This is a genomic window from Variovorax sp. GW823-FHT02B07, assembly GCF_058797695.1.
In genome coordinates, this window is sequence record NZ_JBXAJX010000002.1 from 767,104 (window position 1) to 781,838 (window position 14,735).

Consider the following 14,735-nt stretch of genomic DNA (forward strand, 5'->3'; position numbering starts at 1 on the left):
CCGCTTCCACTTGTGTTGCAGCCCCAGCCTGGCTTCTTCAGAACGAGCGCGGCAGACCGAGCAGATGTTCCGCGACATACGCGAGGATCAGGTTGGTCGAGATCGGCGCCACCTGGTAGAGCCGGGTCTCCCGGAATTTGCGTTCGACGTCGTACTCGTTGGCAAAGCCGAAACCGCCATGGAACTGCAGGCACGCATTGGCGGCCTCCCAGCTGGCCTTGGCGGCCAGGTACTTCGCCATGTTCGCTTCCGCGCCGCAAGGCTGCCGGGCGTCGAAAAGCTCGCAGGCACGCCAGCGCATGAGGTCGGCGGCTTCCACTTCGATGTGGCTCTCGGCAATCGGGAACTGCACGCCCTGGTTCTGACCGATCGGGCGGCCGAAGACGACACGGTCTTTCACGTACCCGGTCACGCGGTCAATGAACCACTTGCCGTCGCCGATGCATTCCGCGGCAATCAGCGTGCGCTCTGCGTTAAGCCCGTCGAGGATGTAGCGGAAGCCCTGGCCTTCCTCGCCGATCAGGTGGTCCGCCGGAATCTCCAGGTTTTCGATGAACAGCTCATTGGTCTCGTGGTTCACCATGTTCGCGATCGGCTGTACGGTCAGGCCGTTGCCGATGGCCTGGTGCAGGTCGACCAGAAAGATCGACATGCCTTCGGATTTCTTCTTCACTTCGGCCAGCGGCGTGGTGCGCGCCAAGAGGATCATCAGGTCGGAGTGCTGCACGCGCGAGATCCATACCTTCTGCCCGTTGACGACATAGGTGTCGCCCTTGCGCACGGCCGTGGTCTTGATCTTCGTGGTGTCGGTGCCGGTGGTGGGCTCGGTCACGCCCATCGACTGAAGCCGCAGCTCGCCGCTGGCGATCCTCGGCAGGTAGCGGCTCTTCTGTGCCTCGCTGCCGTGGCGCAGCAGCGTGCCCATGTTGTACATCTGGCCGTGGCAGGCGCCGGAGTTGCCGCCGCAGCGGTTGATCTCCTCCATGATCACCGAGGCTTCCGCGAGCCCGAGGCCGGAGCCGCCGTAGGACTGCGGGATCAGTGCTGCCAGCCAGCCCGCGGCAGTCAGTGCATCGACAAAGGCTTCGGGGTAAGCGCGTTGCTCGTCGATCTTGCGGTGGTATTCGTCGGGAAACTCGGCGCACAGCGCGCGTACGGCGTCACGGATGTCCTGGTAGTTGTCGGAAGAACGGTTCATGGTGTATCTCGATGGCAGGGTGAGTGGGGCATTGGCCGCGCGAGCGCGCGCATCCCTTGCGGCCACGAGGGCGCAATGAACGACCGATGCAGGGAGCGGAAAGAAGCGAAGGGGCCGGGCGGCCCCGGGGTGTCAGGCGGGCGCCGTCATCAGTGGGATGAGTTCGCGCACGTCAGGCAGTTCTTCGAGCCGGCGCAGTGCCGAATCCAGTGTTTCGGCCTGTGACGGCGGCAGCCGCGGCTTGATCGAGGCGCAGCAGGCCATGAACTTGGCCTGCTGATCGGGTGCGGGCAGCGGCCGGCCGGGGCTGCCGAGAAAGTGCGGCACGGCCAGCCGCAGCGTGTCGCCCCGTTTGAGCACCACCTCGACCACTTGCGGGCCCAGGGCGTTCGGGTTGGGATTGCCGTCGTCCAGCACCTCGACCCGGCGTGCCAGCTCGAAGGTGCGTGCGTCGTTCAACGCGGGCGGGTCGAAGGCCTCGATGCCCACCCGACCCTTGCGCAGTGCCGTTGCCACCACGTAGCCCATGCTGAGCTTGGCGCTGGCCGAGTCCATGCCAGGCTGCGCCGGCCGCCCCACGAGTCGCGCGATCAGCGCCGAGGCATGCACGCGCACGGTTTCCACGTCGTCCGCACCGAAGCCGTGCGTGGCCATGAGATCGACGACCGCATCGACGCCCGCATGGGTCGCGCGGCCGGTGGGGTAGGGCTTGTGGCTCATGCGCGCGATCTGGAAGACCTGGCCGACGTCGTTCGCCACGTCGGCCCAGCGCGACTGGCCGAAGTCATAGAGCGCGAAGTAGCCGAACGGGCCCTCCAGGATGTCTCGCGGTCCCGGGAAGCCGGCACGCGCCAGTTCGAAGGCGGTGACGGCTGCGCGTGCGTTCAGGCCCACCTGCAGGCCGACCGCGGGCGAGCCCTCGACATGGGGCTGCATGGTGCCGGAGAGGTGGCTGTACATGAGTCCGAGTGCGTTGTGCATCGTGTCGGCGTCCATGCCGGCGAGCTTGCACAGTGCGGCCGTGGCACCGAGGCCGCCGCACATGGCAGGGCGGAAGAAGCGCATCGGCGCACGCTGCGCCAGCGCGACATAGATGGCCACGTCGAGTCCCAGGGTCACGGCCGTGATCAACGCCTTGCCCGAGACGCCGCCTTCGCGTTGGGCATAGCCGAGTGCAGCCGGCACGATGCAGGCGAAGGCGTGGACCACGGCGACGTCGTGCACCGCATCGAACTCCTGGTTGAACACCTGGTAGGCGTTGAGCATCACGGCCGACGGAAAGGGCAGCTTCTCGCCGCTGCCCCAGACCGTGACAGCGTCGCCGTCGCCCAGGGACTGCGCTGCCTGCTTGAGCGCCGGCATGCGCGGATGGCGCGAGCCGGAGATGCCGACGCCGATGGTGTCGTAGATGAACATCCGCGCCGCTTCCACCGCTTCGGGTGGCAGGGAGTCGAAATCGCGCGAGCGCACGTGGGCGATGAGGGTGTCGATGGCGTTCATTGAGGCATCGGGACAAAGGGGACGTCGCCGGACCGGGCAACGAGCGGCGCCGGCGCGGGGACCTGCGCGGCGTACCAGTCATGGAGGGATGAGCCCGTCACCACCCGCACCATCGGGTGCGCGAGCAGCAGGTCCAGCATGGCTTCGAAATCGCCGAAGCGGTGGGGCACGCCCATCAGGTGCGGATGCAGCCCGATGGCCAGCACCCGGGGCTGGCCCAGGCGGGCGACTTCGCGCGCAAAGACCTCCAGGGTGCGTTCGAGCCGCAGCTTCATTTCGGGCGAGGAGTGCTTCTCGACCGCATAGATCACCGAATCGTTGACCTCCAGCATGTAGGGCAGGGCCATCAGCGGACGGTGCTCGGTTTGCATCCAGCACGGCAAGTCGTCCAGGCACCAGTCGAACACATGGTCGATGCTGGCGGCGGCGAGGATGTCGGGTGTGTCCGCCGCTTCGCGCAGCCCGGGCGAGAGCCAGCCGCGCGGACGGACGCCGGTGAAGGCGGCGATGCGGTCGAGCGACTTCACGATGGCTTCCGCCTGGGCGTGCCCGTCGAGTTGCGCCAGCGACTGCTGCTGCACCCCGTGGCCGATGAATTCCCAGCCGGCCCCCAGGATGGCCTGCGCGGCGCTCGGGTGCGAATCGATCACGGAGGCGTTGAGGCTGGCGGATGCGCGCAAGCCGCGACTGCGCAGCGCCTCGATCATGCGTGGCAGCCCGCAGCGCAGGCCGTACTCGGCCCAGCTGAAGTTCGGCACGTCGGGCACCGTCTCCTTGCCGTGCGGCGGCGTCAGCAGCGTGCGCGGCATGGGGCGGTCGAAAGGCCAGTGCTCCACGTTCACGACGATGTGCGCGAGGATGTGGCCGCCGTCCAGCGGCATCAACGGCGGGCGCTCGGACGAGAGTTGAAAGGGGACGCGTGGATTGCTCATGAGGGGTTCTCTTGCAGGGTGGCGGTCATCGGTTCAGCTCCCTTCGAAATGCGGCGCGCGCCGCTCGGCAAATGCAGCCTGGCCCTCGGCGTAGTCCTGGCTGGCGAAGCACTGGCGCACCATCGCGTCGATCGCTTCCCGGGCCTGCGCTGTCGGGGGCTCCAGCGTAGCGAGAATCGCGGCCTTTGCGGCCCGCAAGGCCAGCGGCGCGTTCTGGGCGATCAGCGCCGCGCGTGACGCCACTTCGGCGTCGAAGACTTCGGTGTCGATGCAGTCGTTGACCAGGCCCAAGCGCATCGCCTCGGGGGCGTGGAGGCTGCGCGCCGTGTAGAACAGGTCGAAGGTGGCCGGTGCGCCCAGCAATCTCACCAGCCGCTGCATGCTCTCGAACGCGTAGCCCAGGCCGATGCGCGCGGCTGGCATGCGAAAGCGCGCGTTCGACGCGGCGAAGCGAAGGTCGCAGGCGAGGGCGATGCCCATGCCGCCGCCCATGCAGATGCCCTGGATGCGTGCCACTGTCGGCTTGGCGCATTCGGCCAGCACGCGCTGGGCGGTCGCCACCGCGTGGTCGTAGGCGGCCACGGCGTCGGTGCCGCTGCGCTGTTGCGCAAACTCGCTGATGTCGGCGCCCGAGACGAAAGCGGCGTCGCCTTCACCGGTGACGACAATCACGCGCACGGCGCGGTCGTCGGCCAGCGCCTGTACGGCTTCGGCGAGCTGCTGCCACATGGCCAGCGTCATCGCGTTGTGTTTGCGCGCATGGCTGATCACCAGGGTTCCGACCCCCGCTGCGGTCTCGGTCCGGATGTGTCCTTCGCTCATACCGCGGCCTTCGCTTGCAGCTGTTCGATGTCGGAAGGCGTGTAGCCGATCTCGGTCAGCATCTCGGTGGTGTGCTCGCCCCAGGCCGGGGCGGCGTGCGCGATGCGCGCTGGCGTGCGCGCCAGCGTGATGGGCTGCGACACCAGCCGGTAGCGCCGGCCATTGCCCGCCTCCACATCCTGCGCGATGCCCAGGTGGTTCACCTGGGCGTCCTCGAAGACCTGCGGAATCGAATAGACAGGGCCCGCGGGCACGCCGGCGCGGTTCAGCAGTTCGACCCAGTGCGCAACCGTCTGGCTCTTGAAGACCTCGGCCAGGGCCTCGTTGAGTGCCAGCCGGTGTTCGACACGCAGCTTCTCGGTGGCGAATTCGGGCACCGCTCTCAGCTGCGGAGCCTGCAGGCATTCGCACAACCGCACCCAGTTGCCTTCGCCGGACGCGCCGAGATTGAACACGCCGTCGCTGGCCTGGAAGAGGCCCATCGGGCTGCTCGTCGGGTGGTCGTTGCCTGCCTGGGCGGGCACGTCGCCGTCGTTGAGGTAGCGCGCGGCCTGGAAGTCCATCAGCGCCACCTGCGTGTGCAGCAGCGAGCCGTGCACCCATTGCCCCTGCCCGGAACGCTCGCGCTCCAGCAGCGCGATCAGGATGCCCGCTGCTGCATAGACGCCGGTGCCCGAATCGGCCACCGCGAGGCCGGCGCGCACGGGGCCCTGTGCCGGGAAGCCCGTGACCGACATCAACCCGCCCATGCCCTGGATGATCTGGTCGAAGCCCGGGCGCCAGGCATAGGGACCGTCCTGGCCGAAGCCCGAGATGCTCGCGAGGATGATCCGCGGATTGACCGCGCGCAGCGCCTCGTAGTCGATGCCCAGTCGCGCCTTGACGTCGGGGCGCCAGTTTTCCACCACCACGTCGGCTGTTTCCACCAGCCGCATGAACGCCTCGAGCCCTTCCGGCTTCTTGAGGTTCAGCGTCATCGATCGCTTGTTGCGGTTGAGATTCTGGAAGTCGCCGCCCCAGCGGTCGGCTGCGAACATCGCCTCGTTCGGGTCGACACCCGCCGGGGGCTCGATGCGGATCACGTCGGCGCCGAAATCCGCAAGGATGCGCACGCATGTGGGGCCGGCGCGAACGCGGGACAGGTCGAGCACGCGAAAGCGTGCGAGGGCAGGGGAGGCGTTGATCTTGGGCATGGTTTCTCCGTGGGAAGTCAATGAAGCAGGGCGCTGGCGCGACGGACGTTGCGCGCCGCGGGAACGGAAGGAGCGCCTGTCGGCGCGGCGAACTGGTGTCCGAAGGCCAGCAGCTCGGCCTCGGTGCCCGGCGCACCGATGGCCTGGATGCAAACGGGCCGGCCGCGCGCGTCGGTGCCGATCGGGAACGACAACGACGGGAGTCCCAGGTAGTTCACGAAGGCGTGGTAGCGGTGAAGCGCGACCAGTTCGCGCGGGTCGAAGCGGTCGGAGGTGGTGGTCACCGCTTGCGCGTCGGGCACGCCGCGCGGCAGCGAAGGCAACAGCAGCACGTCGGCTTGCGCAAGGTGCCTGGTGACGAAGGCGTCTCGCCAGCCCGCGCGGGCTTCGCAGGCGTGTCGGTACCAGGCGGCCGGGACGGCCCAGCCGGGCAGGAGGATTGCTTGCGTGATCGGCGCCAGCGAGCCCAGTGCGTGGCGCACGCTGTGCGCATGCGTGGCCGCGGCCTCGACGTGCAGCACGATCTGGGCAAGACACGACAGTTCGTCGAGCCCGTGCAAGGACGCGCGACGCCATGCCACCGCGTGCGAGGTGGCGCGAGATTCGAAGGCCCCGAGCCGGCTTGCAACATCGTCGCGCAGGTCGGGCTGGTCCAGTGCCGACGCCACGCGCCAGCGGCGGTGGCGCGACAGGTCTTCCTCGATGCCTTCCAGGCTGAGCAGACGCTGCGCCATCGGCGCTTCGTCGGGCAGCAGCGCCGCGAACACATGGGCCGCATCGGACACTGAGCGCGCTACCACGCCGACGGTGTCCAGCGACGGCGCGAGCTGCGACACGCCACCCGCGTCGATCACGCCGGCGCCGGGCTTGAATCCGACCACGCCGCAGGTGGATGCGGGAATGCGCACCGACCCCGCGGTGTCCGTCCCCAGCGAGGCCCGGCACAAGCCGGCAGCCACCGCCACGGCCGAGCCGCTGGATGACCCGCCGACCGCCGCCGCCGGGTCCAGCGGATTCAGCGGTGCGGGAAAGTGCGGGTTCTCCGCGGTCGCGCCGCAAGCGTACTCCGCCATCACAAGGGCGCCGAGGTAGGTCGCGCCACGCTCGGAGAGGCGTCGCAACGGGGCGGAAGGAGGGCTGGTCACCGCATCGGCCGCAGCGCCTTCCGGTCGTCCTTGCCCTGCGGCGCGCAGCCCTGTGCCGAACACATCCTTGTGCGCCATTGCAATGCCGGAGAGCGGGGCATCCGTGATCGGCCGGCTGTCCGTCGCGCGCTCGACCACGCAGCGATGGACCGCAGCGCCACGCTCGAAGGACTCGCGCTGCAAGGCCAGCGCTTCATCGGCCGCGCTGGCGCCCGTGGCAATCGACCGGCGCAGCGCGGCGATGGAGGGCGTGCCCGCATCACTCATGCGCGAGCTCCACGGGGCGGATATCGAACGGCGGTGTGGTGCCGGCGGCCAGACGGCTCGCCATGGGCGCCAGCCGTGCCAACGTGCGCGCCGCGCGGACCTGAAGCCCGGGTGCGGCATGGATGCCATGCAACTGCAGGCTCAGCGTGACCCATGTCTTCCATGGCTCGAGGGTGGGGTCGGTCAAAGCGGTCTCCTGGCACCGTGCGCTCTCTCTGGAGCAGGTAAAATTAAAAGATGGATGAGGTCTATAAATATATTTATAACTCACAAAAATGTTTTATTCAATCGTTGTTTTACGGGAGCTCGCCCCATGAAAACCGCTGAACGCATCCGCCTTGCGGTCGAGGAGTCCATCCGCGACGGCACGCTCCTGCCTGGAGACACGGTGGACGAACAGGCGCTGATGACGGCCTACGAGGTTTCGCGCACGCCGGTGCGCGAGGCGCTGCTGCAACTGCAGGCCCAGGGCCTGGTGGAAAGCCTGCCGCGTGGCGGCATGGTCGTCGCGAAGATGGACATGACCCAGCTGCTGGCCATGTGGGAGCTGCTGGCCGAGCTCGAGGGCCTGTGCGTGCGGCTGGCCTGCGAGCGCATGACGCCCGAAGAGCGGCTCGACCTCGCCAAGTCGCACGAGCGCGCCGCCGCCGCGGTCAAGAAAGAAGACGTCAAGGCTTGGCAGGAGCACAACCGGCGCTTCCACGAGGCGCTCTACCAGGGGGCGCGGAACCCCTACCTGCGCCAGGAAATCCTGCGGATGCGTTCGCAGACCGGCGCCTACAGGCGCCACGCCTTTGCCGCGTTCGGTCGCCTCAAGTCGTCATGGGAGCAGCATTCCAAGCTGCTCGACGCGATTCAGCGGCGCGATGCCAGGGCGGCGGCCGAACTGATGGTCGAGCACATGAGCCCCGGCCAGGGCTCGACCAACTTCGCGTCGTTCATGGCGGCGCTGCCGAAGGAACTGATGGGGTGAGCGGCGGCAACTGCTGCTTCAGGAAGGTGACCAGCGCGTGCACCTTCAGCATCAGGTGGTCGCGCGTCGGGTAGACCGCAAAGAGGCGCCGAGGCGGCGCCACGTAGGCGTCGAGCGCGGTCTGCAACGAGCCATCGGCCAGTGCATCCTTCACCATCACCGACGGCACCAGGCCCAGCCCGACGCCCCGGCGCATCGCGTCGATCAGCAGCAGGCTGTTGTCGGCGCGGAACGTGCCGCTCACCCGCACACGCGCGCGTCCGTCCGGTCCGTCGAACACCCATTCATCGCGGTCATCGCCCAGCAGGTACTGCAGGCAGTTGTGGCCCGACAGGTCGGCGGGTGTCGCGGGCCGGCCGTGGCGCTCCCAGTAGGCGGGCGCGGCGCACACCACGCGGGCCAGGTCCATCAGCGGCATGGCCACCAGGCTCGAGTCTTCCAGCCGCGCCTGGCCGCGCAGCGCGACGTCGATGCCTTCACGCACCAGATCGACCGGCCGGTCGTTCAGCCGCATCTCGAGTTCGATGCCCGGGTGTTGCGCCTGGAACGCATGCAGATGCACGTGCAGATGCGACAGCGTGAGCGACACCGGCGCCGCCACCACCAGCCGCCCGGTCAACCCGCGGCTCACCGAACGGACATCGGTCAGCGTGCGCTCGGTGTCTGCCAGTGTCCGCTGGCAGAAGCTGTAGAAGCGCTCGCCGGCTTCGGTGAGCTGCATGCTGCGCGTGGTTCGCGCGAGCAGGCGGCAATCGGTCCAGGCTTCCAGCGACTGGATGGCCTTCGTGACGACCGAGTTCGAGAGGTTCAGCGCGCGGGCGCCGGCGGCCAGGCTGCCCTGCTCGACGACGCGGCAAAAGTACTGCATGGCAGCGTAGCGATCCATGGCGCCGAGCGTACCAGCCGACGAGGCCAACGCAGCACGCGCGAGCGTCTCAGCGCCGCAGCGGGATGGCGATGGGACGCATTGGTGCGGCGTCGCCGCCACGCAGCTTGAGCGACGCACCGATGAACGCGAACTCGTAGACGCGGTCCTTGGCGAGCGCTTCCAGGTTGACCAGCTCGATGATCGGCGCGCCCTGCTGCGCGAGCAGGTAGGTGTGCACCGGCACGTAGTTGTCGTCGGCGTCGGGCGGGAAGGTTTCAAAGCTCAGGTTGTCGGCACCCACGACCATCGCGCCACCCGACTCCACGAGAAAGCGCGCGGCATCCACGCTCATGCCCGGCGGCGAATCCATGTAGGCGTCGGCTTTGTCGTAGAGCTTCATGCGGCCGGTGCGGATCAGGACCACGTCGCCTGTCTCCAGCTTCACGCGCTGCTTGTCGAGCGTCTCCTGCAGATCGGCCCGGGTGACGCGGTAGCCGGGCGCCAGCATCTCGACGCCCTTGGCGGCGGCAACGTCGATCAGGACCCCGCGGGCCACGATCGGCGGGATGGTCTCGGCGCCGGTCTTCTTCCAGCCGCGGTCGCCCAGGTGTTCGCGCGCCTCGAAGCCGTTCCAGATCTTGCCGTCGAGGCCGAAATGGTTGAGCGCATCGATGTGCGTGCCCATGTGGGTGTACATCGAGATGGCCGCGCCGGTGTAGCTCACGTGCTTGTTCTGCGTGTGGCCGACGCCCATCGGGTCATCGACCACGGTGCCGTGCGGCGTGTGCGTCATCCAGATCTGGTAGCGCGGATCGCCGATGCCGTGCCAGCTCGGCATGCCGACGAAGTACTCGACCGACAGGTCGTACACACGCGCACCGTCCGCGCGGGAAAGCACCTGGGCCTTGGTGCTCGCGGTCATGAGGTTGAGTCGGCCGAGTTCGTCGTTCGGGCCCCACGGGCTCTTGCCAACGACGGGGGCTGCGAAGGCGAGGGTGACGCTCATTGCGCCCCATAGAGACGCCGCGGCGCCGATCCTGCGTATCCATTGCGACATTGAAAACTGCTCCATTTCGTTCGGTTGCTTGGTTGGCTTGGCACGCACTGCGCGGTGCCAGGTGCTGACCTTAGGAGGAACGAAGTCGCGCGGAAACCGTGCCGGCGGCAAAGGTCCTTTCTCGATTCGCGAACGATGAAACCGGCGGAGACAGATCCCACGGAGGGTAACTACCAATGTGCGATGGAATGTCTATAAATATATTTATAAACATTATGCGTACACCATGAAGGGCGACGCATTCCTGGAGTTCTGTCATTGAAGAAAAAGGAAACTGCTGTGGACGCTACCTCTGTCTCATCCCTCGCGCGGCCTTCGGCCGGCGCCCATGTTCCCTCGGACCACGACCGCATGCACCGCAAGATCGCATGGCGGTTGGTGCCGTTCCTGGTGTTCCTGTTCCTGCTGGCGTGGATCGACCGCGTCAACGTGGGCTTCGCCAAGCTGCAGATGCTGCAGGACCTGCAATTCAGCGAGGCGGTCTACGGGCTGGGCGCCGGCATCTTCTTCATCGGCTACTTCCTGTTCGAGGTGCCGAGCAACCTGCTGCTGCAGAAGATCGGCGCGCGCAAGACGCTCGCGCGCATCACGATCCTCTGGGGCCTCACGTCGATGGCGATGATCTACGTGGAAACGCCCACGTCCTTCTATGTGCTGCGCTTCCTGCTCGGCGCATTCGAGGCCGGCTTTTTCCCGGGCGTGATGCTGTACCTGACGTACTGGGTGCCGGCGCATCGCCGCGGCAAGATCAACGGGCTCTTCATGACCTCGTTTGCCATCGCGGGCGTCGTCGGCGGGCCGCTCGCGGGACTGATCATGAGCGGCATGGAAGGCGTCGCGCCGTTTCGAAACTGGCAATGGCTCTTCTTGCTCGAAGGCATTCCTTCGGTGCTTGCCGGCTTCGCGGTGCTGGCCTGGCTGCCGGACCGACCCCAATCCGCACGCTGGCTGACCGAGGCCGAGAAGCACGCGCTGGCCGCCGAACTGCAGAAGGAGAACGCCGACGTCCCCAAGCAATCGAGCTTCGGCCGGGCGTTGCGCAACCCCATGCTGTGGCTGTGCACCGCCGCCTATTTCTGCATCGTGAGCGGCAACGCCACCATTGCGTTCTGGACGCCCTCGATCGTCAAGGAGCTGGGCGTGAAGGGCACGCTGAACATCGGCCTGCTGTCGGCCATTCCGTTCATTCTGGGAACGGTCGCGATGGTGCTCAACGGCATGCATTCGGATGCCACCGGTGAGCGGCGGCGGCACTGCGCCTATGCGACGCTGATCGCCGGCGTCGGGCTCGTGGCCACCGGCGTGTTGATCGAGCAACCTGTGTTCGCCATGGTCGCGTTGAGCTTCGCGACCATCGGCATCCTCGCCGCCTTTCCCGTGTTTTGGTCGATCCCCGCTTCCTTTCTCACGGGCACCGCTGCGGCGGGTGGCATCGCTTTCATCAACTCGGTCGGCAACCTGGCGGGGTTCGCTGCGCCCTTCACGATGGGGTGGCTGAAGACGTCGACGGGAAGCGTGGCCGCGGGCCTCTATGCGGTCGCGGGGCTGGAAATCATCGCGACGCTCGTGCTGTTGTATGCGATGCGCAATCGAGCACGCTAGACAGTGATGCATCGCTCTTCCTGGATCCTTGCCGTTGCACCGCATGCGCCTTGTGAGTCAAAGAGCGTTGCCCTTCCGGGGCGGAAGAGACGGCCCCTGTGCGGGCCTTCCCTTTGCCCGGCAAGCGCGCAGCGCTGCAGCACGCGGGAGTTCAGGGCCGACCACCTGGAAGGTCCGCAGCGCGAGTCAGTGCGCTCAGAAGGCGTGCCGAATGCCCATGTCGTAGCCGGTGGTGCTCGAGGGGACATAAGGTGCGCTGATCCCGGCGATGCCGTTCGCAAACCTCACCCCGCCTCCGGGACTGATGGCCATCGCCGCATTCACGGACCCGTTCCACTTCATCTTGGTTCGCGCAACAGTGGCATAGAGCGCGGTGCGCTTTGACAGGTTGTACACATAGCCGACGGCGAACTTCTCGATCCTGGCATCGTTGTCTTGCACCCATGCAACGGGATTCAAGGCATTCACCGCATGAGGAGATGCATAGTTCACGCGCGAATAGGACGCACGGATCAGCCCAGGCCCGACCGGGGCCGTGATGCCGACCAAGCCGCCGGTGTACTTCCCATTGCTCTCGTTCCTGAAGGGATGCGGAATGCCGCCGATATTGGCTACGTTCATCTTGCTGCGCTCATCCCTGATCTGCGACAACTGGCCGAACAATTTGACGACATCGAAATCGTAGGAGACCCCAGCGTTGAGGATCTTCAAACGGTCCTTGTCGAATCCGCTGAGATCGTCCTTGGTGTCTTCCTGGTAGGCGATGGCCAGGTTGAGCGGGCCACGTTGATAGCCGAACCGCCCCCCGACGTTTCGCCCGCCCTTGCTCGGACTGTGGCTCACGCCACTCTGCTTCAGGTTCTCATGCAGCGAGTACATGACCTGGCCGTAGAACCCGCCAAGATGGCCCGGCAGGAAATAGCCGACGCTGTTGGAGGCGCGAACGTAGTTGTCAAAGGGCATCAGGTTCGCGGGCGACTTTCCGCGGCTGGTGGTGAGCCCCGTGCCGATCGGATTCCATAGGTTCGCGCCAACCCCGACCGTGCCGAAGGGATCGAAGACCGTCAGATTCCAATAGGTCGGCACATAGTCCCGGCCCAGGCGCACTTCGCCGAACGGCCCCGACAGGCTGACCGTCGAGCGGCGGTCGAAAACGCCAAGCCCCTGGGCTCCGTCGTCCGGTGTGAGTGTGGATTCCAGCCAGAAGCCTGCAGCAAGCCCGCCGCCCAGATCCTCCTGTCCGCGAATGCCCAGGAGAGAAGGGGTGTGCGCGCCCGACGCGAGCTTCGTGGCGGCTTGCGAGATGGATGCCGGCGCTGCCAGCGACCACCAAGGCAGGCCTGCGGACAGCACGCTCTTGGTCTGGTAGTGGCTCACCGAGATGTCGATGACGCCGAAGAGCGTCACAGAAGACTGCGCCCAGCTCGAAGGCCCGATGAACAGCGATGCAAGTGAGATGGGAAGAAAAAGCTTACGCCCGCGGTTGTGCATGAATGTCTCCTTCGTTGTTGTTGATGGCGCAGGGGGAAAACGGCCTGCCGCCGCCTGCGCCCAGGTCTTGTGTCTAGGCTGAGGGCGCCTCGAACACGGTCGCGACCGTCCCGTCGCGCAGCCATTCCTCCAGAACCCGCGCCAACGGCTTTTCCGACGCGGTCTTGGGGATCGCTTCGATGGCCATCAGCCGCCCGGGAAGGGCGTTCTTCGACAGCGTCTCGCGCAAACGCGCATGGAGTACCGAAAGGTCCAGCTCGGCGCGATGCGGGACAACGGCTGCGACGACATCGCGTTCGCCAGGCGCCCCCGAGGCCGCTGCCGTGCCGAACACAAACGCATCGCGGACCAGTCCGGTGTCCGCGATGGCCTTCTCGATCTGAGCCGGGTCGATGAATTCGCCGTTGCGGCGAATGCCATGGCCGCGGCGGTGCTCGAAGTAGAGCCAGCCGTGCGCATCGGCGCGCACGATGTCGCCGGTCCAGAGCCAACCATCCTTGCCTTTGGTCTGCGAGGCCTGCGGGTCTTCGAAGTACGCGATGTCGAAGGGCGCGCCGCTGGCCGGCCGGAACGCCAGTTCGCCCGGCGTGCCCGCAGGCGCATCGCTGCCGTCTTCGGCGACGATGCGGACGGCGAACGCCGGGTGCGGGCGGCCGATACTGCCGACCGGACCTTTCCCGAAAGGGTTGACCGTCAGCCCGCCTTCGGCGGTGCCGTAGAACTCCAGAACATGGACGCCGAAGCGCTGCTCGAAGTCACGCCAGATGGCCTGCGGCATGCCCGCGGCGACGACGAAGCGCACGACATGATCCCGGTCGCTGGGCGACGGCGGCTCGCAATAGACAGCGGTGGTCATGCCGCCCAGCAGGGTGAAGGCGGTGCACCGGTGTCGACGCACGATCTCCCACAACCGCGACTTGGTGAAGCGGCGCGACATGACACAGGCGATCCCGAGCCTCAGGGCTGCACCCAGCGTGACCAACTGGGCATTGGCGTGCGTCAGCGACAGGCCGGAGTAGAGGCGATCGTCGTCGGTGTAGCCGAAGGCGGACGCCGCAAGTGCCGCCGTGTCGACGAAGCGGCGGTGGGTGATCACGATCCCCTTCGGCTCTCCGGTCGTGCCGGAGGTGAAGAGAATCTGCATGGGGTCATCGGGATCGACGGGCGTGAAGTGCGCCGAGGGGAGGTCTGCCTGTGTGTGGCGGGCCAGCAGTTGCGCGTAGTCCAGCGCTTCGCAGGCGCGCGGCGCATCTGCCGCAAGTTCGCCCGAGACCACACGCACGACCCAGCGCAGGTGGGTGGCGCGCGATCGAATCTGCGCGACCGCAGCGGCGGCATAGTCCGCCGCGATCACACCCACGCAGTGCGTGCGATCGATCAGTGCGGCGAGCCTGTCGCCTTGCGCCCGCGCATCGATCGGTACCAGCACCGCCCCGAGGTGCGCGGCCGCCACCATGGCTTCGACGAACTCGGGGTGGTTCGCCATCACCAGCGCGATGGCGTCGCCACGTCGGATGCCCAGGCCTTGCAGAGCCCGGGCCAGCGCCAGGCCGTTCTCGTGCAGTTGCAGGAAGCTGCGGTGCTGCTCGGGCAAGGCCGGGCCCGCCTCGAACGTGAGGGCGATCGCATGGGGACGCGTGCGCGCATGGTGGCCGACGAGATCGGCCAGGTTCTTGAAATCCGTCAT

At 67.0% G+C, this 14,735-nt stretch carries 13 protein-coding genes; 2 read left to right on the forward strand and 11 right to left on the reverse strand.

What is annotated here, in order from left to right; genetic code table 11:
• Positions 1 to 37: 37 nt before the first annotated feature.
• The 7 genes from AC1RGU_RS14730 to AC1RGU_RS14760 all read right to left on the reverse strand — a co-directional run bounded on the left by AC1RGU_RS14730 (position 38) and on the right by AC1RGU_RS14760 (position 7,244).
• Positions 38 to 1,198 (reverse strand): acyl-CoA dehydrogenase family protein, encoded by a 1,161-nt coding sequence (locus AC1RGU_RS14730; RefSeq protein ID WP_070061255.1) that lies wholly within the window; start codon positions 1,196 to 1,198, stop codon positions 38 to 40.
• Between the two features lie 132 nt (positions 1,199 to 1,330).
• Entirely contained in the window at positions 1,331 to 2,698 is a 1,368-nt protein-coding gene (locus tag AC1RGU_RS14735) for an MmgE/PrpD family protein (protein WP_492696674.1), read from the reverse strand.
• Entirely contained in the window at positions 2,695 to 3,630 is a 936-nt protein-coding gene (locus AC1RGU_RS14740) for a polysaccharide deacetylase family protein (RefSeq protein WP_492696675.1), read from the reverse strand. The genes AC1RGU_RS14735 and AC1RGU_RS14740 overlap by 4 nt, the downstream gene beginning before the upstream one ends.
• Positions 3,631 to 3,663: 33 nt before the next feature.
• Entirely contained in the window at positions 3,664 to 4,452 is a 789-nt protein-coding gene (locus AC1RGU_RS14745) for an enoyl-CoA hydratase (RefSeq protein ID WP_492696676.1), read from the reverse strand.
• Entirely contained in the window at positions 4,449 to 5,645 is a 1,197-nt protein-coding gene (locus AC1RGU_RS14750; protein ID WP_095745974.1) for a CaiB/BaiF CoA transferase family protein, read from the reverse strand. The genes AC1RGU_RS14745 and AC1RGU_RS14750 overlap by 4 nt, the downstream gene beginning before the upstream one ends.
• 17 nt (positions 5,646 to 5,662) lie before the next feature.
• Positions 5,663 to 7,057: an amidase gene (locus AC1RGU_RS14755; RefSeq protein ID WP_492696677.1), complete on the reverse strand. Its 1,395-nt coding sequence runs from the start codon at positions 7,055 to 7,057 to the stop codon at positions 5,663 to 5,665.
• The gene (locus AC1RGU_RS14760) at positions 7,050 to 7,244 is read right to left on the reverse strand and encodes a hypothetical protein (protein ID WP_492696678.1); all 195 of its coding nucleotides are present in this window, start codon (positions 7,242 to 7,244) and stop codon (positions 7,050 to 7,052) included. The genes AC1RGU_RS14755 and AC1RGU_RS14760 overlap by 8 nt, the downstream gene beginning before the upstream one ends.
• Before the next feature lie 126 nt (positions 7,245 to 7,370).
• Between AC1RGU_RS14760 and AC1RGU_RS14765 the strand changes: the two genes are divergently transcribed.
• Positions 7,371 to 8,030 carry a GntR family transcriptional regulator gene (locus AC1RGU_RS14765; RefSeq protein ID WP_062469590.1) on the forward strand — a complete coding sequence of 220 codons (660 nt, stop codon included), beginning with the start codon at positions 7,371 to 7,373 and terminating at the stop codon, positions 8,028 to 8,030.
• Here AC1RGU_RS14765 and AC1RGU_RS14770 read toward each other — a convergent pair.
• Together AC1RGU_RS14770 and AC1RGU_RS14775 are read right to left on the reverse strand one after the other, a co-directional pair.
• The gene (locus AC1RGU_RS14770) at positions 7,996 to 8,916 is read right to left on the reverse strand and encodes a LysR family transcriptional regulator (protein ID WP_492696679.1); all 921 of its coding nucleotides are present in this window, start codon (positions 8,914 to 8,916) and stop codon (positions 7,996 to 7,998) included. The genes AC1RGU_RS14765 and AC1RGU_RS14770 overlap by 35 nt on opposite strands.
• A gap of 49 nt (positions 8,917 to 8,965) precedes the next feature.
• On the reverse strand, positions 8,966 to 9,904 hold the full coding sequence (locus AC1RGU_RS14775; protein ID WP_223301353.1) for a cyclase family protein: 939 nt from the start codon (positions 9,902 to 9,904) through the stop codon (positions 8,966 to 8,968).
• A gap of 402 nt (positions 9,905 to 10,306) precedes the next feature.
• Here AC1RGU_RS14775 and AC1RGU_RS14780 point away from each other — a divergent pair, with 402 nt between their 5' ends.
• On the forward strand, positions 10,307 to 11,557 hold the full coding sequence (locus AC1RGU_RS14780; RefSeq protein WP_095745969.1) for an MFS transporter: 1,251 nt from the start codon (positions 10,307 to 10,309) through the stop codon (positions 11,555 to 11,557).
• A gap of 195 nt (positions 11,558 to 11,752) precedes the next feature.
• Here AC1RGU_RS14780 and AC1RGU_RS14785 read toward each other — a convergent pair whose 3' ends face one another.
• On the reverse strand, positions 11,753 to 13,048 hold the full coding sequence (locus tag AC1RGU_RS14785; RefSeq protein WP_492696680.1) for a porin: 1,296 nt from the start codon (positions 13,046 to 13,048) through the stop codon (positions 11,753 to 11,755).
• A 73-nt stretch (positions 13,049 to 13,121) separates the two neighbouring features.
• Entirely contained in the window at positions 13,122 to 14,735 is a 1,614-nt protein-coding gene (locus tag AC1RGU_RS14790; protein WP_492696681.1) for an AMP-binding protein, read from the reverse strand.